General features: G+C 65.4%; 22 protein-coding genes. 13 read left to right on the top strand and 9 right to left on the bottom strand.

Annotated features, from left to right (window positions below):
* Positions 1–21 precede the first annotated feature (21 nt).
* The 10 genes from gcvT (at position 22) to TBD_RS00855 (ending at position 8,534) form a co-directional block, all read left to right on the top strand.
* Entirely contained in the window at positions 22–1,110 is a 1,089-nt protein-coding gene (gene gcvT / locus TBD_RS00900; RefSeq protein WP_011310691.1) for a glycine cleavage system aminomethyltransferase GcvT, read from the top strand.
* Between the two features lie 173 nt (positions 1,111–1,283).
* Positions 1,284–1,673 (top strand): glycine cleavage system protein GcvH, encoded by a 390-nt coding sequence (gcvH, locus tag TBD_RS00895; RefSeq protein ID WP_011310690.1) that lies wholly within the window; start codon positions 1,284–1,286, stop codon positions 1,671–1,673.
* A 116-nt stretch (positions 1,674–1,789) separates the two neighbouring features.
* Positions 1,790–3,184, top strand: a complete 1,395-nt coding sequence (gene gcvPA / locus TBD_RS00890; RefSeq protein WP_011310689.1) for an aminomethyl-transferring glycine dehydrogenase subunit GcvPA — start codon at positions 1,790–1,792, stop codon at positions 3,182–3,184.
* A gap of 9 nt (positions 3,185–3,193) precedes the next feature.
* On the top strand, positions 3,194–3,478 hold the full coding sequence (locus TBD_RS00885) for a DUF3144 domain-containing protein (protein WP_011310688.1): 285 nt from the start codon (positions 3,194–3,196) through the stop codon (positions 3,476–3,478).
* 65 nt (positions 3,479–3,543) lie between these two features.
* Positions 3,544–4,035, top strand: a complete 492-nt coding sequence (tpx, locus tag TBD_RS00880; protein WP_011310687.1) for a thiol peroxidase — start codon at positions 3,544–3,546, stop codon at positions 4,033–4,035.
* A gap of 148 nt (positions 4,036–4,183) precedes the next feature.
* Positions 4,184–5,635: an aminomethyl-transferring glycine dehydrogenase subunit GcvPB gene (gene gcvPB, locus TBD_RS00875; RefSeq protein WP_011310686.1), complete on the top strand. Its 1,452-nt coding sequence runs from the start codon at positions 4,184–4,186 to the stop codon at positions 5,633–5,635.
* Complete coding sequence (locus TBD_RS00870; RefSeq protein ID WP_011310685.1) at positions 5,632–6,009, top strand: diacylglycerol kinase; 378 nt, start codon at positions 5,632–5,634, stop codon at positions 6,007–6,009. The genes gcvPB and TBD_RS00870 overlap by 4 nt, the downstream gene beginning before the upstream one ends.
* Positions 6,010–6,113: 104 nt before the next feature.
* Positions 6,114–7,046, top strand: coding sequence for a carbohydrate kinase family protein (locus TBD_RS00865; protein ID WP_011310684.1), 933 nt, complete (start codon positions 6,114–6,116; stop codon positions 7,044–7,046).
* Positions 7,047–7,159: 113 nt separating this feature from the next.
* Positions 7,160–7,624 (top strand): hypothetical protein, encoded by a 465-nt coding sequence (locus TBD_RS00860; protein ID WP_011310683.1) that lies wholly within the window; start codon positions 7,160–7,162, stop codon positions 7,622–7,624.
* An 88-nt stretch (positions 7,625–7,712) separates the two neighbouring features.
* Entirely contained in the window at positions 7,713–8,534 is an 822-nt protein-coding gene (locus TBD_RS00855; protein WP_011310682.1) for a lysophospholipid acyltransferase family protein, read from the top strand.
* On the opposite strand, the gene TBD_RS00850 is transcribed toward TBD_RS00855, so the two are convergent.
* On the bottom strand, positions 8,470–9,291 hold the full coding sequence (locus TBD_RS00850; protein WP_011310681.1) for a symmetrical bis(5'-nucleosyl)-tetraphosphatase: 822 nt from the start codon (positions 9,289–9,291) through the stop codon (positions 8,470–8,472). The two genes, TBD_RS00855 and TBD_RS00850, sit on opposite strands and share 65 nt — an antisense overlap.
* A 76-nt stretch (positions 9,292–9,367) precedes the next feature.
* On the opposite strand from TBD_RS00850, the gene TBD_RS00845 reads away from it, so the two are divergent.
* The 3 genes from TBD_RS00845 (at position 9,368) to TBD_RS00835 (ending at position 12,538) form a co-directional block, all read left to right on the top strand.
* On the top strand, positions 9,368–9,760 hold the full coding sequence (locus tag TBD_RS00845; protein WP_011310680.1) for a glutaredoxin family protein: 393 nt from the start codon (positions 9,368–9,370) through the stop codon (positions 9,758–9,760).
* On the top strand, positions 9,757–11,739 hold the full coding sequence (locus TBD_RS00840) for a UvrD-helicase domain-containing protein (RefSeq protein ID WP_011310679.1): 1,983 nt from the start codon (positions 9,757–9,759) through the stop codon (positions 11,737–11,739). The genes TBD_RS00845 and TBD_RS00840 overlap by 4 nt, the downstream gene beginning before the upstream one ends.
* A 574-nt stretch (positions 11,740–12,313) precedes the next feature.
* A complete protein-coding gene (locus tag TBD_RS00835) occupies positions 12,314–12,538 on the top strand; it encodes a hypothetical protein (RefSeq protein WP_011310678.1) in 225 nt (74 codons plus the stop codon).
* 121 nt (positions 12,539–12,659) lie between these two features.
* Here TBD_RS00835 and TBD_RS00830 read toward each other — a convergent pair whose 3' ends face one another.
* The 8 genes from TBD_RS00830 to TBD_RS00795 form a co-directional block, all read right to left on the bottom strand.
* Entirely contained in the window at positions 12,660–13,652 is a 993-nt protein-coding gene (locus tag TBD_RS00830; protein WP_148202987.1) for a hypothetical protein, read from the bottom strand.
* Positions 13,653–13,973: 321 nt separating this feature from the next.
* On the bottom strand, positions 13,974–15,041 hold the full coding sequence (gene fba, locus TBD_RS00825) for a class II fructose-bisphosphate aldolase (protein ID WP_011310676.1): 1,068 nt from the start codon (positions 15,039–15,041) through the stop codon (positions 13,974–13,976).
* Positions 15,042–15,075: 34 nt separating this feature from the next.
* Positions 15,076–16,509: a pyruvate kinase gene (gene pyk, locus TBD_RS00820; RefSeq protein ID WP_011310675.1), complete on the bottom strand. Its 1,434-nt coding sequence runs from the start codon at positions 16,507–16,509 to the stop codon at positions 15,076–15,078.
* 85 nt (positions 16,510–16,594) lie between these two features.
* Entirely contained in the window at positions 16,595–17,776 is a 1,182-nt protein-coding gene (locus TBD_RS00815; protein ID WP_011310674.1) for a phosphoglycerate kinase, read from the bottom strand.
* Between the two features lie 191 nt (positions 17,777–17,967).
* A complete protein-coding gene (gap, locus tag TBD_RS00810) occupies positions 17,968–18,969 on the bottom strand; it encodes a type I glyceraldehyde-3-phosphate dehydrogenase (protein ID WP_011310673.1) in 1,002 nt (333 codons plus the stop codon).
* Positions 18,970–19,124: 155 nt separating this feature from the next.
* On the bottom strand, positions 19,125–21,110 hold the full coding sequence (gene tkt / locus TBD_RS00805; protein WP_011310672.1) for a transketolase: 1,986 nt from the start codon (positions 21,108–21,110) through the stop codon (positions 19,125–19,127).
* 231 nt (positions 21,111–21,341) lie between these two features.
* Positions 21,342–22,124 carry an inositol monophosphatase family protein gene (locus tag TBD_RS00800; RefSeq protein WP_041432834.1) on the bottom strand — a complete coding sequence of 261 codons (783 nt, stop codon included), beginning with the start codon at positions 22,122–22,124 and terminating at the stop codon, positions 21,342–21,344.
* 2 nt (positions 22,125–22,126) lie between these two features.
* The gene (locus TBD_RS00795) at positions 22,127–22,741 is read right to left on the bottom strand and encodes a class I SAM-dependent methyltransferase (RefSeq protein ID WP_011310670.1); all 615 of its coding nucleotides are present in this window, start codon (positions 22,739–22,741) and stop codon (positions 22,127–22,129) included.
* Position 22,742 lies beyond the last annotated feature (1 nt).

Below are 22,742 nucleotides of genomic sequence, written 5' to 3'. Positions count from 1 at the left end.
TAATCATTTTTTTGGTGCCCCATGTCCGATCCGCTCAAACAGACGCCACTCAATGCCACCCATCGCGAGCTCGGCGCCAGGATGGTCGACTTCGGCGGCTGGGACATGCCGGTCAACTACGGCTCGCAGATCGAGGAACATCACGCGGTCCGTAGCGGCTGCGGTCTCTTCGACGTCTCGCACATGCTGCCGCTCGACATCCGGGGCACGAACGTGCGTGCCTTCCTGCGCCGCCTCGTCGCGAACAACGTCGACAAGCTGCAGGTTGCGGGCAAGGCGCTCTATTCGTGCATGCTCAACGAGGCCGGCGGCGTCATCGACGACCTCATCATCTATTTCATGGACGAATCCTGGTTCCGCCTCGTGGTCAACGCCGGCACCGCGGAAAAGGACCTCGCGTGGATGGAGAAGATGAACGCCGAGTGGAACATGGGGCTCTCGCTTACCCCGCGTCGTGACCTCGCGATGATCGCGATCCAGGGGCCGAACGCCACCCAGGCGCTCAACGAAGCCCTGCCCGGCGTCGACCAGATCACCGCGAACCTCAAACCCTTCAACGCCGCCGCGATGGGCGAAATGTTCATCGCCCGCACCGGCTACACCGGCGAGGACGGCTTCGAAGTCATGGTGCTCGCCAAGTCCGCGCCCTTCTTCTGGAAGGCGCTCATGGAAGCCGGCGGCAAGCCGATCGGCCTCGGTGCGCGCGACACGTTGCGCCTCGAAGCCGGCATGAACCTCTACGGCCAGGACATGGACGAGACGACCTCGCCGCTCGAGTCCGGCCTCGCGTGGACCGTCGACCTCAAGAGCGAACGCGACTTCGTCGGCCGCAAGGCGCTCGAAACCAGCGAAGTGACCAAGCAGCTCGCCGGCCTCGTGCTCGTCGACAAGGGCGTGCTGCGCGGCCACCAGAAGGTCCACACCCGGCACGGCGACGGCGAAATCACCTCCGGCACCTTCTCGCCTACACTGCAGCAGTCCATCGCCCTCGCCCGCATCCCGCTCGGCATCGCCCCGGGCGACGAAGTCGAAGTCGAGATCCGCGACAAGAAGCTGAAAGCCAAAGTGGTGAAATATCCGTTCGTGCGCAACGGCAAAGCTTTGATTTGAGGGGTCAGGGGTCAGGGGCCAGGAGTCAGGGATCAGAGGATGTGCGGCCGCGCGCGCTTTTCAAAAACAGACGCGGGCAAAGCCCGCTCGTCCCCTGAGTCCTGACCCCTGAATCCTGACCCCTGAATCCTGACGCCTGATAGCAACCATAACGACCCAAGGAAGCCCGACACATGTCCATCCCCGCAGACCTCAAATACACGCAGAGCCACGAATGGGTACGCGCCGAAGCCGACGGCAGCGTCACGGTAGGCATCACCCACCACGCCCAGGACCTCCTCGGCGACATGGTGTTCATCGAGAACCCGGCCGTCGGCCGCACGCTCGCCAAGGGCGAAGAGTGCGCCGTCGTCGAGTCGGTGAAGGCCGCATCCGACGTCTATGCGCCGGTCGCCGGCGAAGTAATCGCCGCCAACGGCGAAGTCGAATCCAGCCCCGAGTCGGTGAACCAGGACGCCTACACCGCGTGGCTGTTCAAGATCAAGCCGGCCAACCCCGCCGACGTCGACGCACTGCTCGACGCCGCGGCGTACCAGAAGGTGGTCGAGTCGGAAGCACATTGAGGAGGGGCCAGGATTCAGGGGTCAGGATTCAGGGAATGTGCGGCTCCGCCGCGCCCTGGTTCTGATTCCGAATCCGCGCCCTGACCCCTGAATCCTGAACCCTGCCCCCTAGAATCATGCCCTTCATCCCCCACACTGAAGAAGACGTCTCCGCCATGCTCGGCGCCATCGGCGCGGCGAGCATCGAGGACTTGTTCGACGAAATCCCGCCCGCGCTAAAGACCGGCAAGCTCAAGGACGTCCCCGACGGCCTGCCCGAGATGGCGGTCGCGCGGCTGATGCAGGAACGCGCGTCGCAGGACGGCTTCTGGTCGAACTTCATCGGCGCCGGCGTCTACGAACACCACATCCCGGCGGCGATCTGGCAGATCACCACGCGCGGCGAGTTCTACTCGGCGTATACGCCCTATCAGGCCGAAGCGAGCCAGGGCACGCTGCAGCTGATCTACGAATACCAGACGATGATGACGCGGCTGACCGGGCTCGACGTCTCGAACGCCTCGCTTTACGACGGCGCGTCGGCGCTCGCCGAAGCGGTGCTGATGGCGGTCCGCTCGCACAAGAGTTCGCGCCGCGTGCTCGTGCCGAAGACGGTGCATCCGGTCTACCGCAGCGTCGTCGTCACGACCGTCAGGAACCAGGGCATCGATCTCGTCGAGCTCGAGTACGACCCGGCGACGGGCAAGACCGTGCTGCCCTCGGAGCCGGGCGCATTCGCCGGGCTGGTGATTCCGCAACCCAACTTCTTCGGCGTGCTCGAAGACGTGCACACGATGACCGACTGGACGCACGCCAACGGCGGACTCGCGATCGCGCTCGTCAACCCGACGACGCTCGCGGTGCTCGAAGCGCCCGGCAAGTGGGGGACGAAAGGTGCCGACATCGCGGTCGGCGAAGGCCAGCCGCTCGGCGCGCCGATGGCCTCGGGCGGCCCCTACTTCGGCTTCATGTGCTGCCGCCAGGACTTCGTGCGGCAGATGCCGGGCCGCATCGTCGGCCGCACGGTCGACCTCGACGGCAAGCCCGGCTTCGCGCTCACGCTACAGGCGCGCGAGCAGCACATCCGCCGCTCCAAGGCCACGTCCAACATCTGCACCAACCAGGGCCTCGTCGTTACCGCCGCCACGCAATACATGGCGCTGCTCGGTCCACAGGGGCTGGCCAAGGTCGCGGCGGCGAGCCACGCCAACACCGTCGCGCTCGCCGAGAAGCTCGGCGCGATTCCCGGCGTGGCGCGCGCCTTCGCGAGTCCGTGCTTCCACGAGGTCGTGCTCAAGCTCGACGACGGCACCCTGAAAGGCACCAGCGCGAAGGACGTGCTGCGCGCACTGCGCGCGCAGGGCATCCTCGGCGGTCTCGACATATCGGGCTGGTATCCCGAACTCGGCCAGGCGATCCTGGTCTGCGTCACCGAGACCAAGACCGGCGCCGACCTCGACCACTACGCCCAGCATCTGGAACGCATCCTGTCGAAGCGGCGCGAAGCGCCGCCCTGTGCATACAAGAACTGAGAGACCCCCATGAGCGACGTGACGCGCGACAAGCAGTTCTACGACCTGGCCGATGCCTACATCGCGGTAGCCAACACCCAATTGAGCGAGACCAAGCCGAGCCGGGTCAGCGCCGCGGCGCTGTTCGCGGCGTCGCGCTTCAACGCCTTCGTCATCGCGGCAGCGGCGGGCAGCAAGGAACAGATGGTCGCCGAAAAGGAAGCCGCGATCGCCTATTTCATGGACCAGTACGAGAAGATGCTGCGCGAGAACATCGACGAGCACCTGGCGCGTTTCGACCAGCAAGCCGGCTGAACGAAGCGCAGAGAGAGACGGGCGATCGCCCGAGGTTTGACAGACGTGATTCAAGGAGAAGAGACATGGCAGTGACCCTAGGCGGCAACCCCATCGACATCGCAGGCAGCTTCCCCAAGGTCGGCGACACCGCGCCCGACTTCAAGCTCGTGAACAAGGATCTGGCCGACGTCTCGCTGGCCGACTTCGCCGGCAAGAAAAAGATCCTCAACATCGTGCCGAGCCTCGACACCCCGGTGTGCGCGACGTCGACCAAGAAATTCAACGACGCCGCCGTCGGCAACGCCGTCGTGCTGATCATCTCGGCCGACCTGCCGTTCGCGATGAGCCGCTTCTGCGGCGTCGAGAACACCGACAAGGTCGTGACGCTGTCGACCATGCGCGGCGCCGAGTTCATGAAGAACTACGGCGTCGCGATCACCAGCGGCCCGCTCGCCGGCGTCACCGCCCGCGCCGTGGTCGTGCTCGACGAGGCCAACAAGGTGCTCCACGCCGAACTCGTTCCCGAGATCAAGCAGGAGCCGAATTACGAGGCCGCTTTGGCGGCTCTGAAATAAAGGGGTCAGGGGTCGGGATTCAGGGGTCAGGGAATGCGCGGCGAAGCCGCATCATCAGATCGGTGCGGGCTTTGCCCGCTCATTCCCCTGAATCCTGATCCCTGAATCCTGACCCCTATCGACCCTGAATCCCTGACCCCTAGAAAACATGCTGATATTCGACCATTCCCGCCCCGGCCGCACCGCCGCCGCCCAGCTGCCCGCCACCGGCGGCGACCTCGGCGACCTGCCTGCCGAACTGCGCCGCAAGGACGCGCCCGCATTGCCCGAAGTCTCCGAGCTCGACGTCGTGCGCCATTACACGCGCCTCTCGCAGAAGAACTTCTCGATCGACACGCAGTTCTACCCGCTCGGCTCGTGCACGATGAAGTACAACCCGCGCGCGTGCAATTCGCTCGCGATGCTGCCGCAGTTCCTCGCGCGCCACCCGGCGAGCCCGGACGAGACGGGGCAGGGCTTTCTCGCCAGCATGTTCGAGCTGCAGGAGATGCTGAAGGACGTGACCGGCATGGCCGGCGTGTCGATGGCGCCGATGGCCGGCGCGCACGGCGAATTCGCCGGGGTGGCGATGATCCGCGCCTACCACGACGCGAAGGGCGATGCCGCGCGGCGGGAGATCATCGTCCCCGACGCGGCGCACGGCACCAACCCGGCGACGGCGACGATGTGCGGCTACACGGTCAAGGAAATTCCGACCGACGCCACCGGCGCGGTCGACCTCGCTGCACTGAAGGCCGCGGTCGGCCCGCAGACTGCGGGACTCATGCTGACCAATCCGTCGACGCTCGGCGTGTTCGAGAAGACGATCGCCGAGATCCAGAAGATCGTCCACGACGCGGGCGGATTGCTCTACTACGACGGCGCGAATCTCAACGCGATCCTCGGCAAGGTGCGACCGGGCGACATGGGTTTCGACGTCATCCACATGAACCTGCACAAGACCTTCTCGACCCCGCACGGCGGCGGTGGGCCGGGCGCGGGTCCGGTCGGCGTCTCCGGGCGCCTCTTGCCCTTCATGCCGATTCCGCTCGTGCTCAACGACAACGGTTTCTACCGGCTCGCGACCGAGGCCGACCTGCCGCAGTCGATCGGCCGCATGTCGGCCAACATGGGCAACGCCGGCGTGCTGATGCGCGCCTACGTCTACGCGCGCCTTCTCGGCCGCGAAGGCATGCACCGCGTCGCCGAATACGCGACGCTCAACGCCAACTACCTGATGGCGAAGCTGCGCGAGGCCGGCTTCGATCTCGCCTACCCGACGCGGCGCGCGAGCCACGAATTCATCGTCACGCTGAAGAAGCTCAAGGATGCGACCGGCGTCTCGGCGATGGACTTCGCCAAGCGCCTGCTCGACTACGGCTACCACGCGCCGACGACGTATTTCCCGCTGCTGGTGCCCGAATGCCTGCTGATCGAGCCGACCGAGACCGAGAGCCGCGAGACGCTCGACGGCTTCGTCGACGCGATGAAGACAATCAAGCACGAAGCCGAAACGAATCCCGACCTCGTCAAGGGCGCGCCTTACACGCTGCCGGTGCGCCGGCTCGACGACGTCAAGGCCGCGCGCGAGCTCGATCTCGCCTACAAGCCCGCGGCGTGATCGAGCCGCCGAGTCCGTTCAAGGGGAAAACGGGCCTCAGGCGCGTGTGGAACGCCCTCGGCTATTCGCGGGCCGGCCTCGTCGCCGCCTTCAAGAGCGAGGACGCCTTCCGCCAGGAAAGCGTTCTCGCCCTGCTGCTCGTGCCGCTCGCGCTCGTGCTCGGCCACACGGGTGTCGAGCGCGCGCTCATGATCGGTGCGGTGCTGCTGGTGCTCATCGTCGAACTGCTGAATTCGGCGCTCGAGGCGGCAACCGACCGCATTTCGCTCGAACATCACACGCTCATCAAGCGCGCGAAGGACATGGGCAGCGCGGCGGTCATGATCAGTCTCGTGAACGCCGCCGCGGTCTGGGGACTGGTCCTGCTCGGCTGAACGCATCCCGGCCGGATGCGCCGTCTCGCCGGCCGGCCGCCACCCCGGCCCTGCGTATAATCGCGGCTGCCTTTCCATCCTCGCGGCCCGCCCGCCTACCGACCATGCGCACGCTCATCTGCGGTTCCCTCGCCTTCGACTCGATCATGGTGTTCCGCGACCACTTCAAGCATCACATCCTGCCCGACAAGATTCACATGCTGAACGTGTCGTTTCTGGTGCCCGAAATGCGCAGGGAATTCGGCGGCTGCGCCGGCAACATCGCCTACAACCTCAAGCTGCTCGGCGGCGAGCCGCTGATCATGGCGACCGTGGGCGACGATTTCGGCATCTACGGCGAGCGCCTCGACGCGCAAGCGATCTCGCGCGAATACATCCGCCACGTCGCCGGCACCTACACCGCGCAGGCCTTCATCACCACCGACCTCGACGACAACCAGATCACGGCCTTCCACCCCGGCGCGATGAATTTCTCGCACGAGAACGACGTGCGCGCCGTCCCCGACGTCAAGCTCGGCATCGTCTCGCCCGACGGCCGCGACGGCATGCTGCAGCACATCCGCGGCTTTCACGAAGCCGGCGTGCCCTGCGTGTTCGACCCGGGCCAGGGCATGCCGCTGTTCTCCGGCGAGGAACTGCTCGAGTGCGTGCACAAATCGCGCTACGTCATCCTCAACGACTACGAGGCCGAGCTGCTGCAGAGTCGTACCGGCGAGAACCTCGACACGCTCGCGCGCCACGTCGAAGCCCTGATCGTGACCCGCGGCGCCGAAGGCTCGGTGATCCACACCGCGGGACGCGCGATCGAAATCCCGGCCGTGCGCCCGGAAGCCGTCCTCGACCCCACGGGTTGCGGCGACGCCTATCGCAGCGGCATCCTCTACGGCATCACCGCCGGACTCGACTGGGAGACCGCGGGCCAGCTCGCGAGCGTGATGGGCGCGATCAAGATCGAGCATCGCGGCGGCCAGAATCACGCCCCGAGCCGCGACGCCATCGTGGCCCGGCTCGAAACCGCATTCGGCACGCGCATTTGACGCGACCGCATTTTGTTCGAGGCCAGGCGTTGTCACCCGATCGACGCGACAGGGCAGCGCGGGCCACGCCCGGTGGGCTATACCAACACTATGTCCGATATGAGGAGTGCGCGATGTTTTCGTCGTCTCGCAAGCTGATGGTCCTGTCGCTCCTGCCGCTCGTATTGGTGCTCGGCGGATGCCCGGCGGGCACGGGCGGCAAGGATTACAGCCGCGGTCAGGCGCGGAACGTGCAGGAAGTGCAGATGGGCGTCGTCGAATCGGTGCGCATGGTCTCGATCGAAGGCACGAAGTCGCCGGTCGGCGCGGGGGCCGGCGCGGTCGTCGGCGGCGTCGCCGGCAGTTCGGTCGGCGGCGGGCGCGGCAGCGTGGTTGGTGCGACGGTCGGCGCAGTGCTCGGCGGCCTCGGCGGCGCGGCGGCCGAGGAGGCCGTCACCCGCGACCAGGGCATCGAGATCACCGTGAAGCTCGATTCGGGACGACTGATCGCCGTCACCCAGGCCGCCGACGAGGAATTCCGCGTCGGCGACCGCGTGCGCGTACTTTCTGGCGGCGGGGTGAGCCGCGTGTCGCACTGAAAAAAGACCGCTGCTTTCGCCCGCGTCGCTCGACGCCCGTTCGCGTGCGCCTCCCCTGCGGCCATCGGCCTCACGCGCCGCGCTTGCCATGACCGAGGCGCCTGCAACCGAGTCGTTGCGCGTCACCGTGCGCCGCAGCTACCGCATTCTCCGGCTGTTGCTGCACGTGCTGTGGGGCGTGGCCCTGGCGGGGGCCGTGTTCCCGCTGCTCGGATCACGCCAGCGCGATGCGCTGATCGTCGGCTGGTCGCGCCGCCTGCTCGCGGTGCTCGGCGTCGAACTGCGCGCCGGGGCGGTGCCGCACCTGTCCGGGGGCGCGCTGCTCGTCTGCAATCACGTGTCCTGGCTCGACATCTACCTGATCTACGCCGCGCGGCGCGTGCATTTCGTCTCCAAGGCCGAGGTCAGGAAGTGGCCTATCGCCGGCTGGCTCGCGCACAAGTCGGGAACGCTGTTTCTGGAACGCAGCCGCCGTGCCGATACGGCGCGCGTCAACGGCGAGATGCGCGCGCTGATGACCTCGGGCGCCTGGGTCGCCGTGTTTCCCGAGGGTACGACAAGCGACGGCCGCGGTCTGCGGCGTTTCCTGCCTTCGCTGCTGCAGCCGGCGGTCGAACTGAATTGCCCGATCGTGCCTGCCGCCTTGCGCTACCGCACGCTCCACGGCGAACAAAGCACGGCACCGGCCTATATCGACGGCGTCGGCATGTGGCAGAGCCTCCGGCAGATCGCAAGCGAACCGGGCCTCGTCGCCGAGCTCCAGTTCGGCGAACCGATCGCGCCCGACGGCCATCGCCGCGAACTCGCCGCGCAGGCCGAGCGCGCCGTTGCCGACCTGCTTGGCGTCAGCCCGTCGGCGACCGCGCCTGACGGCACTTCACCGCGAACACCTGCCGATCCTCGAGCCTGACGGCGCTCAGCGCCCCGCCCCACAGACAGCCCGTATCGAGCGCGATCAGGTCGTCGCGGTTGACGAGGCCGAGCGTCGACCAGTGGCCGAAGACGACGGCAAGATCCGCGCTCTTGCGCGCCGGCACGTCGAACCAGGGCAGCCAGCCCGACGGCTGCGTGCCGGGCGCGCCTTTATGGTGGAATTCCATCTCGCCGGCCGCCGAACAGTAGCGCAGGCGCGTGAAGGCGTTGACGATGACGCGCAGGCGTTCGACGCCTTCGAGCCCGTCGTCCCAGGCGACCGGTGCGTTGCCGTACATCTGCGCGAGAAAGTCGCGATAGTGGGCGCCCGCGAGCACGGCCTCGGCCTCCGCCGCGTGACGCATGACCTCGTCCGCCGTCCAGCCCGGCAGCACGCCCGCGTGCACCATGAGCCAGTCGCCCTCGCGCCACGCCAGCTTCTGCCGCCGCAGCCAGCCGAGCAGCTCGTCCCGGTCGGGCGCCGCCAGTACCGCGTCGAGCGTATCGCCCTTGTGCGCCCGGCCGTGGCCGGCGGCAAGCGCGATCAGGTGCAGGTCATGGTTTCCGAGCACGCACACGGCGGCGTCGCCGAGGCCGCGGATGAAACGCAGCGTTTCGAGCGAATCGGGCCCGCGGTTGACCAGGTCGCCGACGAACCACAGGCGGTCGGAAGCCGCGTCGAAACGGACGACGTCGAGCAGGCGCAGCAAGGGCTCGTGGCAACCCTGAATGTCACCGATGGCATAGGTAGGCATATAAAATACGGGTCTTCGCGCTGGTTCGATTCGCCATCATAGCGCCCCCGCTTCAACCTCTCGCGACACCCGCGCCATGAAACCGCTGATCCGTCTGTTTTTCAAAACCCTGCGTCTTATCCTCGGCCCGTTCTTGTTGCTGGGCCACTGGCTGAGCCGTCCCAAAGGCGTCGTCCGCCCGCCCGAGGCGCAACGCGCGGTCGACGCACGCACCCGCAAGCTCGCGCTCTACCACTTCCCGACCTGCCCGTTCTGCCTCAAGACGCGGCGCACGATGCGGCGCCTGTCGCTCGACATCGAACTGCGCGACGCGCGCACCGAAGGTTCGCATCGCACGGCGCTCGTCGCCGGCGGCGGCAAGCCGCAGGTGCCGTGCCTGCGGATCAGGGACGACGACGGGCGCGAGACCTGGCTTTACGAATCCGACGCCATCAACGCCTGGCTCGAGCGCGAATTCGGCACGGCATGAGCCTGCTCGCAGCGCTCAACCCGCCGCAGCGCGAAGCGGCGAAATACCTCGACGGCCCGCTCCTCGTGCTGGCCGGGGCGGGGTCGGGCAAGACCCGCGTCATCACGCACAAGATCGCCTACCTGATCGGCGAGTGCGGCTACAAGCCGGGCTCGATCGCCGCGATCACCTTCACCAACAAGGCCGCGCGCGAGATGGCCGAGCGCGCCGCCAAGCTGACCCACGGGGTCAACACGAAGGGCCTGATCGTCACGACCTTCCACTCGATGGGCCTCAGAATGCTGCGCGAGGACGCGAAGTTCGCCGAGCTCAAGCCCGCATTCTCGATCCTCGATTCGGCCGACGCCGCCGGCATCGTGTCGGAGATCATCAAGACCACCGACAAGCAGGAAATCCGCCGCGCGGTGTCGCGCATCTCGTTGTGGAAGAACGAGCTCAAGTCGCCCGCCGCCGCCCTGGCTTCGGCTGAGGACGACAACGCGCGCGTGTACGCAAAGATCTACGACCGCTACGACGCGACGCTGCGCGCCTATCAGGCGGTCGACTTCGACGACCTGATCCGCCTGCCGGCCGAACTGCTCGACACCCACGCCGAGCTGCGCGAGAAGTGGCAGAACCGCCTGCGCCACATCCTCGTCGACGAATACCAGGACACCAACGTCGCGCAGTACCGGCTACTGCAGAAGCTCACCGGCGTGCGCGCCGCGTTCACCGCGGTCGGCGACGACGACCAGGCGATCTACGGCTGGCGCGGCGCCTCGGCCGACAACCTCAGGCAGCTCAACGAGGACTACCCGCATCTGCATGTCGTCAAGCTCGAGCAGAACTACCGCTCGACCGTACGCATCCTCAAGGCCGCCAACAGCCTCATCGCCAACAACCCCAAGCTCTTCGAAAAGCGCCTGTGGAGCGACCTCGGCCACGGCGACGCGATCCAGGTCATGCCGACCAAGGACGACGAGCACGAGGCCGAATCGGTCGTCATGCGCCTGCTATCGCACAAGTTCCAGCACCGCACCGAGTGGCGCGACTACGCGATCCTCTACCGCGGCAACTACCAGGCGCGCGTGTTCGAGCAGGCGCTCCGGAACGAGAAGGTGCCCTATCAGCTCTCGGGCGGCCAGTCGTTCTTCGACAAGGCGGAAATCAAGGACGTGATCGCCTACCTGCGCCTGATCGCCAACAGCGACGACGACCCTGCCTTCATTCGCGCCGTCACCACGCCCAAGCGCGGCATCGGCGCCGCCACGCTCGAAAAGCTCGGGCAGGTCGCCGCGACCCTGCACGTCAGCCTGTTCGAGGCAGTCTTTTCGGCCGCCGCCGCATCACAGATCGGTGAGCGACATCTCACGCCACTCACCGAGTTCTGCAACTTCATCAACCGCATGGAGGAGCGCGTCGCGCGCGAGCCGGCCGGCGAACTGCTCGACGACCTCCTGAAGACGATCGGCTACGAGGTCTATCTCTTCGACCAGGACGACCAGCGCGCGGCGCAGAGCAAATGGAACAACGTACTCGAATTCGCCGCCTGGATTACGAAAAAAGGCGAAGAGGACGAGAAGAACCTGCTGCAGCTGACGCAAACCATCGCGCTGATCACGCTGCTCGAAGGCCGCGAAGAGGAAGAGTCCGACGCCGTACGCCTGTCGACCCTGCACGCAGCCAAGGGACTCGAATTCGGCCACGTCTTCCTGGTCGGCGTCGAGGAGAACATCCTGCCGCACCGCGACGCGGTCGACGAAGGCCGCCTCGAAGAGGAGCGCCGCCTGATGTACGTCGGCGTCACCCGCGCGCGCAAGTCGCTGACGCTGTCCTACTGCTCGCGCCGCAAGCGCGCCCGCGAGTCGGTCGCCTGCGATCCGTCACGCTTCATCGATGAATTGGGCGATGAGGTGCGCATGCCGGAAAAACCGACGACCGCGGAAGCGAAGGCCAGCGGCAGCGACCGGCTGGCGGCGTTGAAGGCGATGCTGGGCTGAGGTCTACCCATCGGAAAGTTCCGCCGCGCACCGCCCGAGGGGTGCGACCAAAAGTCCGTCATCGATTCAGAGCGGCCCTTCACGGCGTATCCGCTGAGTGTCCGTTCGTATGACGGAACCGTTCGTATGACCCTCCGCGCGAGGCATTGCAGCAGCGGAGCGGACATGGTGCTCGGGCAGATGCTCCCGCCCAGCGATTGCCGCCTCTCCGCGTTCCATCCCCCCGCCCGGCGATCAGCCCCCCCGGGGAACTCGCCGCGAGTTGCGCAATCGGGTCCCGCCCGGCACCATCCTGATCGGGAAGTGAGGCCGCGTTCTCCAAGACCGGCGGGTTCTGATTTTTGTCAGGCACTGGCACAGTGCGTCACACTAGACCGCCCGGACTTTCATTGGAACCGGCGACATATCAACCACTTGCTTGCTAGGCATTGCGCTTGCTTGCCATCGCGGAATTTACAGTCAAAAAAAGGAGCCGAGATGACACCCATGCAAACACCCGTCCTTATTCCCGTCATGGTCGGCGGGGCGATCGGCGGCGACGCTTCGCCGATTCGTGGCTAATCCGGAGGACCGAATGAACGCAGCGAAACTTGCAGCTATCGTCCTGATCGTGGCCGGCACGCTGGGCTTGGTGTACGGCGGTTTCAGCTATACCAAGGAGACCCACAAGACCCAGCTTGGCCCGATCGAGTTTTCGGTGGAAGACAAAGAGACGGTCAGCATCCCAGTGTGGGCGAGCGTGGGCGCGATCGCGATTGGTAGCCTGGTCCTGCTGCTCGGCGGCGGCAACAAGCGCTGACCCGCCGGCGGCGGAGGAGCGCCGTCGTTGACGTCAGTCTGGCGATCGGGCTGGCAGCGTTGAAGGCGATGCTGGGCTAACCTTGTAATCGCTCAATCCTGCATTCGGGACCGAGCAACCTCTACTCTAACGAAATCCGTTTTGGGTTTCGGGAGTCATCAGGGGTGGGGCCCGAGACATGAGCAGCCAGTAAGCTCATCAAGTAGAGACCCTGCGCCGTTGTATGGAAATTGGGTTTAGGTTTTCCTATTTGCAGGAATGTCTTACGCCACCCCGACCAGCCTGACCAACCCAAAGCGTCTCCCTGACCCAAACTCAAAATTGGGTCGAAATCAGCCCAACCGCCATTCGCTTTCTGCGCATCGATGATGCTCCGAACCCAGCGCGGTTTGATCCGGTTGGAGCTGCCCGATTCGGCCAGCACAAGTGCTCGTTGAATATTGAAATCCACCACACCTCGAAAATCCCACTCGCTTGCGGTAGCGATCTGATCCTGCATGGTTTTTACCAATGTGATGGTTCTTGCTTCGTCCTGGCATCCGCGCTGTTGCATAAATCGAAGACCGATCAGCTGGTGGGTCTCACAGGCGGGATTTCTAAGAAAACCCAGTCTTGTAATCGTCCCGCATGCGTCGGAACTCAGAAATTTACTGACTTCCGGTTCGTCCTGCAGGTCAGTCTGGCAGCTGAGGGCGTACAGGAAGAAGATGTTGTAGTCGGGTAGATTCTGAAACCGTAGGGCGTCGATCGTGATCCACACGTTCGATCTCTGATCGAACATGTGGTGCCAAACGTTGGATGGCCTAGAGGCTAAATAGCGCTCATAGTATTTGGAGTAAAGCCCCTTTAGGTAGGCATTGTTCGACAGGGTCGCGCTATCGCGGACCATCCACCAGAGGGCCGGATTCTCGTCCTCCAACACTGCGGCTTCATTGGTTCTGAACCAGGTAATTGCTTTGTCCCGAGTGCTTCGGATTTCCTCTGCCGTGGGATAGGGCGCAACAGCCGTGTTCTTCCAGTAGGCTATTCCGAGTAAGACTATGACAGTGACGGCCGGGACAACGCCCAGCATGAGTCCAAGCGCGCAAACGCGCGTCACAAGTGTGCGTGACATGATTCTCCCCCTGCTTCTCGTTGTTACCGATCCTGTGTCGGGCCGGAAAGACTGTAAGCGAGGCAGGTGGCCAGTACAAGCGGCCAATGTCACTGCCGGCAAACGCCCCTGTGGGCGATCTTCCCGTCACACGGCCATCGGCTCTCTCCACAATAATGGAAACGACCGCTCAAGAGAGCGCTCCCGCCTCTCAAGCGAGTGTCCCGCGGTTTGCTCCTCGCCCGGAATCGATCCGCTCAACATCGCAGAATCGCCGAACATAAAAATGGGACGCCGCAGCGTCCCATTTCAATCCAGCATCTGATTCCGGCTAGCCGGCGATCAGTTGACCTTGGGGTCGAGCTCGCCCTTGTCGTAGCGCTTCTGCATTTCTTCGAGGTTGAACACCTTCTTGATCTTGCTGGCCTGGCCGGCGGCGCCGAAGGCTTCGTAGCGGGCCTTGCAGATGTCGCTCATGCCCTTGGTCGCTTCCTTGAGGAATTTGCGCGGGTCGAAGTTGGACTTGTTCTCGGCCAGGTGCTTGCGGATCGCGCCGGTCGACGCCATGCGCAGGTCGGTGTCGATGTTGACCTTGCGCACGCCGTTCTTGATGCCTTCGACGATCTCTTCGACCGGCACGCCGTAGGTCTGGCCCATGTCGCCACCGTAGCTGTTGATGATCGCGAGCCAGTCTTCGGGCACCGACGACGAGCCGTGCATGACGAGGTGCACGTTAGGGATGCGGGCGTGGATTTCCTTCACGCGGTCGATGCGCAGCACCTTGCCGGTGGGCTTCTGCGTGAACTTGTAGGCGCCGTGCGAGGTGCCGATGGCGATCGCGAGCGCGTCGACCCTGGTCTTGGAGACGAAGTCGGCGGCCTCGTCGGGGTCGGTCAGGAGCATCGAGTGGTCGAGCGTGCCTTCGGCGCCGTGGCCGTCTTCCTCGCCGGCCTTGCCGGTCTCGAGCGAGCCCAGGCAGCCGAGTTCACCTTCGACCGAGACGCCGCAGGCGTGGGCAAGTTCCGAGACCTTGCGGGTGGTCTCGACGTTGTATTCGTAGCTGGCGGGGGTCTTGCCGTCTTCCTTCAGCGAGCCGTCCATCATGACCGAGGAGAATCCCGACTGGATCGAGCGGAAGCAGATGCTCGGCGAGGCGCCATGGTCCTGGTGCATGCAGATCGGGATCTGTGGGTACATCTCGATCGCGGCAAGGATCAGGTGGCGCAGGAAGGGCTCGCCGGCGTAGGAACGCGCACCGGCCGAACCCTGCAGGATCACGGGCGAGTCGACCGCGGCCGCCGCTTCCATGATGGCCTTGACCTGCTCCATGTTGTTGACGTTGAACGCGGGCAGACCGTAGCCGTTTTCGGCGGCATGGTCGAGCAGTTGACGAAGGGAAATCAGGGCCATTTACACTCTCCTAGGTAAAAAACGTGCTTCAGATTCAGGGTTTCTTCGAAGCGCCCACACGGACGATCTTCATCGTATTGGTGCCGCCCGACTGGCCGATCGGCTCGCCGATCGTCAGCAGGATCAGGTCGCCGTCGCGCACGGCGCCGCGCCGCCGCAATTCTTCCTCGGCCTCGGCGAGCAGCACGTCGCGCTCCTTGGTGGCGGTCTTGAGGTTGATCGGATAGACACCGCGGAAGAGAGTGACTTTTCTACGGGTTTCGACCTGAGGTGTCAAGGCGTAGATCGGCACGCGCGTCGACAGGCGGCTCATCCACAGACAGGTATTGCCGGACTCGGTCAGCGCGGCGATGGCCTTGATGTTGAGGTGCACCGAGGTGAACACGGCCGACATCGCGATCGCCTCGTCGGCGCGCAGGAAGCTGTGGTCGAGCCGCTCGCGCGTGAACTGCGTCTCGGCTTCCTTTTCGGCTTCGAGGCAGACGCGGTCCATCGCCTGCACGGCTTCGACCGGGTATTGCCCGGCCGCGGTCTCGGCCGAGAGCATGACGGCGTCGGTGCCGTCGAGCACGGCGTTGGCGACGTCGGAGACTTCGGCGCGGGTCGGGATCGGGCTCGTGATCATCGACTCCATCATCTGCGTCGCGGTGATGACGACCTTGTTGCGCGCGATCGCCATACGGATCATGCGCTTCTGCAGCGCCGGCACCGCAGCGTCGCCGACCTCGACGCCGAGGTCGCCGCGGGCGACCATGATCGCGTCGGACGCATCGAGGATTTCTTCGAGGTTCTCGATCGCTTCAGTGCGCTCGATCTTGGCGACGAGCTGGCTCCTGCCGCCCGCGGCCCGCAGCAACTCGCGCGCCTGGCGCATGTCGGCGCCCGAGCGCGGGAAGGAGACCGCGAGGTAGTCGGCCTTGAGCGCCGCGGCGGTCTTGATGTCCTCGATGTCCTTCTCGGTCAGCGCGGCGGCCGAAAGACCGCCGCCCTTGCGGTTGATGCCCTTGTTATTCGAGAGCACGCCGCCCTGCACGACCTTGCAGTGGATTTCGCTGCCCTTGACGTCTTCGACCCAGAGTTCGATCCGGCCGTCGTCGAGCAGGAGCGTCACGCCACGGGCGACGTCGCTCGGCAATTCCTTGTAGTCGAGGCCGACGCGCTCCTGGTCGCCGAGCGCGCATTCCGCGTCGAGGATGAAGTTGTCGCCCTTGGCGAGGACGATCTTGTTGTCCTTGAATTTGCCGATGCGGATCTTCGGCCCCTGCAGGTCGACGAGGACGCCGACCGCGCGACCGCGCGTACGCGCGAGCGAACGCACGAGTTCGGCGCGGTCGATGTGGTCCTGCGCCACGCCGTGGGAGAAGTTGAGACGGACCACGTCCAGGCCGGCTTCCATCATCCGATCGAGCGTCTTGGCGTCGGAGCAGGCGGGGCCGAGGGTGGCGACGATTTTGGTTCTGCGAATCATTATTGTGGTGGAGCGTTGAGGGAGGGAAGGCGGAAAGCCCGAGGGGGAAGCCTCAGCCTCCCCCTCGCGTCTTGCCGTAAGGCGCTTAGCCTTGCGCGCGTTCCTCCAGAATCGCCACGGCCGGCAACACCTTGCCTTCCAGGTATTCGAGGAAGGCGCCGCCGGCGGTCGAGATATAGCTCACTTTGTCGTAGATGTCGTATTTCTGGATCGCGGCGATGGTGTCGCCGCCGCCGGCCAGGCTGAAGCCCGGGGCGTTGGCGATCGCCATCGAGACGGTCTTGGTGCCTTCGCCGAACTGGTCGAACTCGAACACGCCGACCGGGCCGTTCCACACAATCGTGCCGGCCTTGGCGATGATGTCGGCAAGCTCCTGCGCGCTCTTCGGGCCGATGTCGAAGATCATGTCGTCGTCGGCCACCTCGTCGGCGCTCTTCAGCACGGCGGGCTCGTTGGCGTCGAACTTCTTGCCGCACACCACGTCGACGGCGATCGGGATCGAGGCGCCGCGCGCGGCCATCTTCTCGATCAGCGTCTTGGCAGTCGGGATCAGGTCGTGTTCACACAGCGACTTGCCGACGTTCTTGCCCATCGCGGCGAGGAAGGTGTTGGCGATGCCGCCGCCGACGACCAACTGGTCGACCTTCTCGGACAGCGCCTCGAGCACGGTCAGCTTGGTCGAGACCTTGGAGCCGCCGACGATCGCGACCATCGGCCGCGCCGGGTTGGCGAGCGCCTTGGCCAGCGCGTCGAGCTCTTCGGTGAGCAGAATGCCGGCGGCAGCGGTCGGCGCGAATTTGGCGATGCCGTGGGTCGAGGCTTCGGCGCGGTGCGCGGTGCCGAAGGCGTCCATCACGAAGACGTCGCACAGCGCGGCGTATTTCTTCGCGGTCTCGTCGACGTTCTTCTTCTCGCCCTTGTTGACGCGGCAGTTCTCGAGCACGACGAGTTCGCCGTTCGCGACGTCGAAACCGCCCTCGGTCCATTCACGGATCAGGCGCACGTTTTTGCCGAGCTTCTGCGCGATCACGTCGACGACGGGCTTCAGCGAATCCTCTTCCTTGAACTCGCCTTCGGTCGGGCGGCCGAGGTGCGAGGTCACCATGACCTTGGCGCCGGCCCTCATGCAGTGCTCGATGGTGCGCATCGAGGCGGTGATGCGCGCGTCGGACGTGACCTTGCCGTCCTTGACGGGCACGTTCATGTCGGCGCGGATGAAGACGCGCTTGCCCGCCAGATCGAGATCGGTGACGCGGATGAATGCCATGGGTGTTCTCCTGATAAGTAAGGTTTAAGGGTTGGCGCGGGGTTGGAAACCGCGCCAGGCCTTAAGGCTCACTGCTGAAGGTCAGGGGTCGGGATTCAGGGGTCAGGGAACGAGCGGCCGAGGCCGCACCCCTGATTTGGGCGGGCTACGCCCGCGCATTCCCTGAACCCTGATCCCTGAATCCTGACCCCTTACTTCGCGACGTGCTGCACGAAGCGCAGCATGTTGCAGGTGTAGCCGTACTCGTTGTCGTACCACGACACGACCTTGACGAAGGTGTCGTCGAGCGCGATGCCGGCTTCGGCGTCGAAGATCGACGAGAAGCCGTTGCCGCGGAAGTCGGTCGAAACGACTTTCTCGTCGGTGTAGCCGAGGGTCTTGCTGATGTCGCCCGACTGCGAAGCCTTCTTCATCGCGGCGCAGATGTCCGCGTACTTGGCGGGCTTCTCGAGCTCGACGGTCAGGTCGACGACCGAGACGTCGGAGGTCGGAACGCGGAACGCCATGCCGGTCAGCTTGCCCTTCAGCTCAGGCAACACCACGCCGACGGCCTTGGCGGCGCCGGTCGAGGACGGGATGATGTTTTCGAGGATGCCGCGGCCGCCGCGCCAGTCCTTGGACGACGGGCCGTCGACGGTCTTCTGGGTCGCGGTGGCGGCGTGCACGGTGCTCATCAGGCCGCGCTTGATGCCCCAGTTGTCGTTCAGCACCTTGGCGATCGGCGCGAGGCAGTTGGTCGTGCACGAAGCGGCCGAGACGATGGCCTCGCCGGCGTACTTCTCGTGGTTCACGCCGTATACGAACATCGGGGTGTCGTCCTTGGAAGGCGCGGACTGCACGACTTTCTTGGCGCCGGCGTCGATGTGCTTCTGGCAGGTTTCCTTGGTCAGGAAGAAGCCCGTGCACTCGATCACCAGCTCGGCGCCGACTTCGTTCCACTTCAGGTTGGCGGGCTCGCGCTCGGCGGTCAGGCGGATCTTCTTGCCGTTGACGATGAGGTTGTTGCCTTCGACGGCGATGTCGCCCTTGAAGTTGCCGTGCACCGAATCGTATTTCAGCATGTAGGCCAGGTACTCGGGATCGAGCAGGTCGTTGATCGCGACCACTTCGATGTCCGGGAAGTCCTTGGCGATCGCGCGGAAAGCCATGCGGCCGATGCGGCCAAAACCGTTGATACCTACTTTGATAGCCACTTACAGTCTCCCAGTCAGGTTGAAAATCTTATCTAGGGGTCAGGGGCCGGGATTCAGGGGTCAGGGAGTGAGCGGCCGAAGGCCGCGTCGTCTCTGACGCGGGCGCAGCCCGCTCATCCCCTGAATCCTGATCCCTGAATCCTGACCCCTCGTAGTTACAGCACGCTCTTGACCGCGGCCGCGACGGCCTCGGCGGTGATGCCGAAATGCTTGAACAGCGCGGGCGCAGGGGCCGATTCGCCGAAGGTGTCGATGCCGACCACGGCGCCTTCGAGACCCACGTACTTGCGCCAGAAGTCGGTGACGCCGGCTTCGACGGCGACGCGCGGCAGGCCCTTCGGCAGCACGCTTTCGCGGTAGGCGGCGTCCTGGCGGTCGAAGGTGTTGGTCGACGGCATCGAGACGACGCGCACCGCGATGCCTTCGGCGGCGAGCGTGTCAGCGGCCTTCACCGCGAGTTCGACTTCGGAGCCGGTGGCGATGATGACGGCCTTCGCGCCGGCCGCATCCTTCAGCACATAGCCGCCCTTTGCGATGCTCGCGAGCGTCGCGTCGTCGCGCTGCATGAACGGCAGGTTCTGGCGCGAGAGGATGTGGCAGGTCGGGCCGTCGGTGCGCTCGACCGAGTGCGCCCAGCCGACCATGGTCTCGACGGTGTCGCACGGACGCCAGACGTCGATGTTGGGGATCATGCGCAGGGTCGCGGTCTGCTCGACAGGCTGGTGGGTCGGGCCGTCTTCGCCGAGACCGATCGAATCGTGCGTAAACACGTGGATCACGCGCTGCTTCATCAGCGCGGCCATGCGGATGGCGTTGCGCGAGTATTCGGAGAACATCAGGAAGGTGCCGCCGAAGGGCAAGAGGCCGCCGTGCAGCGCCATGCCGTTCATGATCGCGGCCATGCCGAATTCACGCACGCCGTAGCTGATGTAGTTGCCGGGCTTGCCGTGGCGCACCGGGTGGCAGCCTTCCCAGTTGGTCAGGTTGGAGCCGGTCAGGTCGGCCGAACCGCCGAGGAACTCCGGCAGCGCGGAAGCCAGCGCGTTGATCGCGATCTGGCTGGCCTTGCGCGTGGCGACGGTCTCGCCCTTGGCGTTGATCGCAGCCAGCTTCTCGGCGACGTGCGCCTTCCAGTTGGCGGGCAGTTCGCCCTTCATGCGGCGCTCGAATTCGGCGGCTTCGGCGGGGAAGGCCTTCTTGTACTCGGCGAACTTGTTGTTCCACAGCGTCTCGAGCCCCTGGCCCTTGGTCTTCGCGTCCCAGCCGGCGTAGATGTCGGCCGGCACTTCGAACGCCGGCGAATTCCAGCCCATGTTCTTGCGGGTCGCCTCGACTTCGTCGTGGCCGAGCGCTGCGCCGTGCACGTCGTGCGTACCGGCCTTGTTCGGCGAGCCCTTGCCGATGATCGTCTTGCAGCAGATCAGCGTGGGCTTGTCGCTGCTCGCCTTGGCCTTCTGGATCGCGGCTTCGATCGCGACGACGTCGTGGCCGTCGACGTTCGGGATGACCTGCCAGCCGTAGGCTTCGAAACGCTTGGCCGTGTCGTCGGTGTACCAGTGCTCGATGTGGCCGTCGATCGAAATGCCGTTGTCGTCCCAGAACGCGATCAGCTTGTTGAGCTTCCAGGTGCCGGCGAGCGCGCAGGCCTCGTGCGAGATGCCTTCCATCATGCAGCCGTCGCCGAGGAACACGTAGGTGTGGTGGTCGACGATGCTGTGGCCGGGCTTATTGAATTCGTGCGCCAGCACTTTTTCCGCCATCGCCATGCCGACCGCGTTGGTGATGCCCTGGCCGAGCGGGCCGGTCGTCGTCTCGACGCCGGGCGCATAGCCGTACTCGGGGTGGCCCGGGGTCTTCGAGTGCAACTGGCGGAACTGCTTGAGGTCGTCCATCGACAGGTCGTAACCGGTCAGGTGCAACAGCGCATAGATCAGCATCGAGCCGTGACCGTTCGACAGCACGAAGCGGTCACGGTCGGCCCACTTGGGGTTGACCGGGTTGTGACGCATATGATGGTTCCACAGCGTCTCGGCGATTTCCGCCATGCCCATCGGGGCGCCGGGGTGGCCGGATTTCGCTTTTTCGACTGCATCCATCGCGAGTGCGCGGATGGCGTTCGACAGGTCGGTACGGGTTGGCATTGCGGTCCCTTCGCTAAGAAAAAAATCTCGCACCCTCGCCCGGAACAGCCGTGCGGCGACAGCTTGGGCAGAATATGCAAAAACGCTGATTATCCGTCACGAGGCCGGGCTTTCGCAAGCGAAGGCCGAACAGCGCGAAAGCCTTGCGCGGACAAGGGCTTAACCCCCGAAGCTAAGGTGGGAATTCAATAAGCGGCGGTTAAAATCTTTTTATTCCGGCTGTGCGGTCGCTTATGCGCCCGCCGCCTTGAGCCAGTCTCGCCACTGCTCGAACAAGTCCGGACTCACCGAGGCGACGACCGAGCGCTCCCACACGCTCGCAATGTCGAAGCTGCCGGTCAGGCTGGCGAGGCGGCCGCCGGCCTCTTCGAGGATCAGCGCGCCGGCAGCGTAATCCCAGAGCTTTTGCCCGCCGTGGACATAGATGTCGAAGCGGCCCGCCGCCGTGTAACACCAGTCGAGCGTCGACGCGCCGAAGTTGCGCTGCGACGCGTAGGGCGGCCACGAGGCGAGCCGCCCCGCCAGTTCACGGTCGATGCGTTTCATCTCGACGCCGGCCAGCGCGCGGCGCAGATCCTGCACGGGCGGGCGCAAGGGCAGCGGCGTGCCGTTCAGATGCGCGCCCTGGCCGCGTACGGCGCTGAACATCTCATCGGCGATCGGGTCGTAGACGACCCCGAGCTGGCGCTCGCCCTTGTAGAGATAGGCCACCGAGATCGCGAAGTAGGGCACGCCGGCGACGAAGTTGGAGGTGCCGTCGATCGGGTCGACGCACCACAGTCCCTCGCGTCCCGCGCCCCACGCGTCCTGCTGCTCGCGCTCGGTCATTTCCTCGCCGAGCACGGGCACGTCGCGGATTCGCGGCAGCCCCACTTCGAGCGCAGCCTGCGCGAGCGCATCGGCCTCGGTGAAAAGGCTGCCGTCGGCTTTGTGGCTGTGCGCGACCTTGAGAAAGCGCGGCGTCACCTCACGCTGCGCGACTTCGCGCACCAGGGCCTTGACCTCTTCCAGCATGTTCAGACGCGCCGGCAGTAGCAATAAACGAATTCCTGGTCACGCCCCGTGGGAGTGTGGTGGATCTCCGTTTCATGGCCGAGCAGCTGGAAGGGTGCACCGAACTCGGCATGCAGCGACTGCGGGGCGTAGCGCACGACGTCGAGCCCCGAACATTGCAGCGGCCCTCCCGCGCCGAAGGCGGCGACGATGACGCGCCCGCCCGGTTTGACGCTCCTCAGCACCTGCGCCACGTAGCGCGCGCGGTCCGCGGGATCGGTCAGGAAATGGAACACCGCGCGGTCGTGCCAGACGTCGTAATACGCCTGCGGCAGCGCAGCCTCGGTGATGTCGGCCGCGATCCACTCGACGGCGTCGCCGCGCGGGCCGAGCCGCGCGCGGCTGACGTCGAGCGCGGCCTCCGCGAGGTCGAGCACGGTCAGATTGCGATAGCCCGCGTCGAGCAGCTCGTCGACGAGCACCGAGGCCCCGGCCCCGACATCGATGATGCGCGCGTCGGGCTTGGCACCTTCGGTGACCAGCCGGTAAGACGACGTGGCGCTCGGCTGGAACCAGCTCACCTGGTCCGCCGCCTTGTCGCGGTAGACCCCCTCCCAGTGCCCCCGACTGACGACCATG

The sequence above is a fragment of the Thiobacillus denitrificans ATCC 25259 genome (assembly GCF_000012745.1).
Classification (GTDB): Bacteria; Pseudomonadota; Gammaproteobacteria; order Burkholderiales; family Thiobacillaceae; genus Thiobacillus; species Thiobacillus denitrificans_B.
This window is presented reverse-complemented; position numbering and strand designations above follow the sequence as displayed.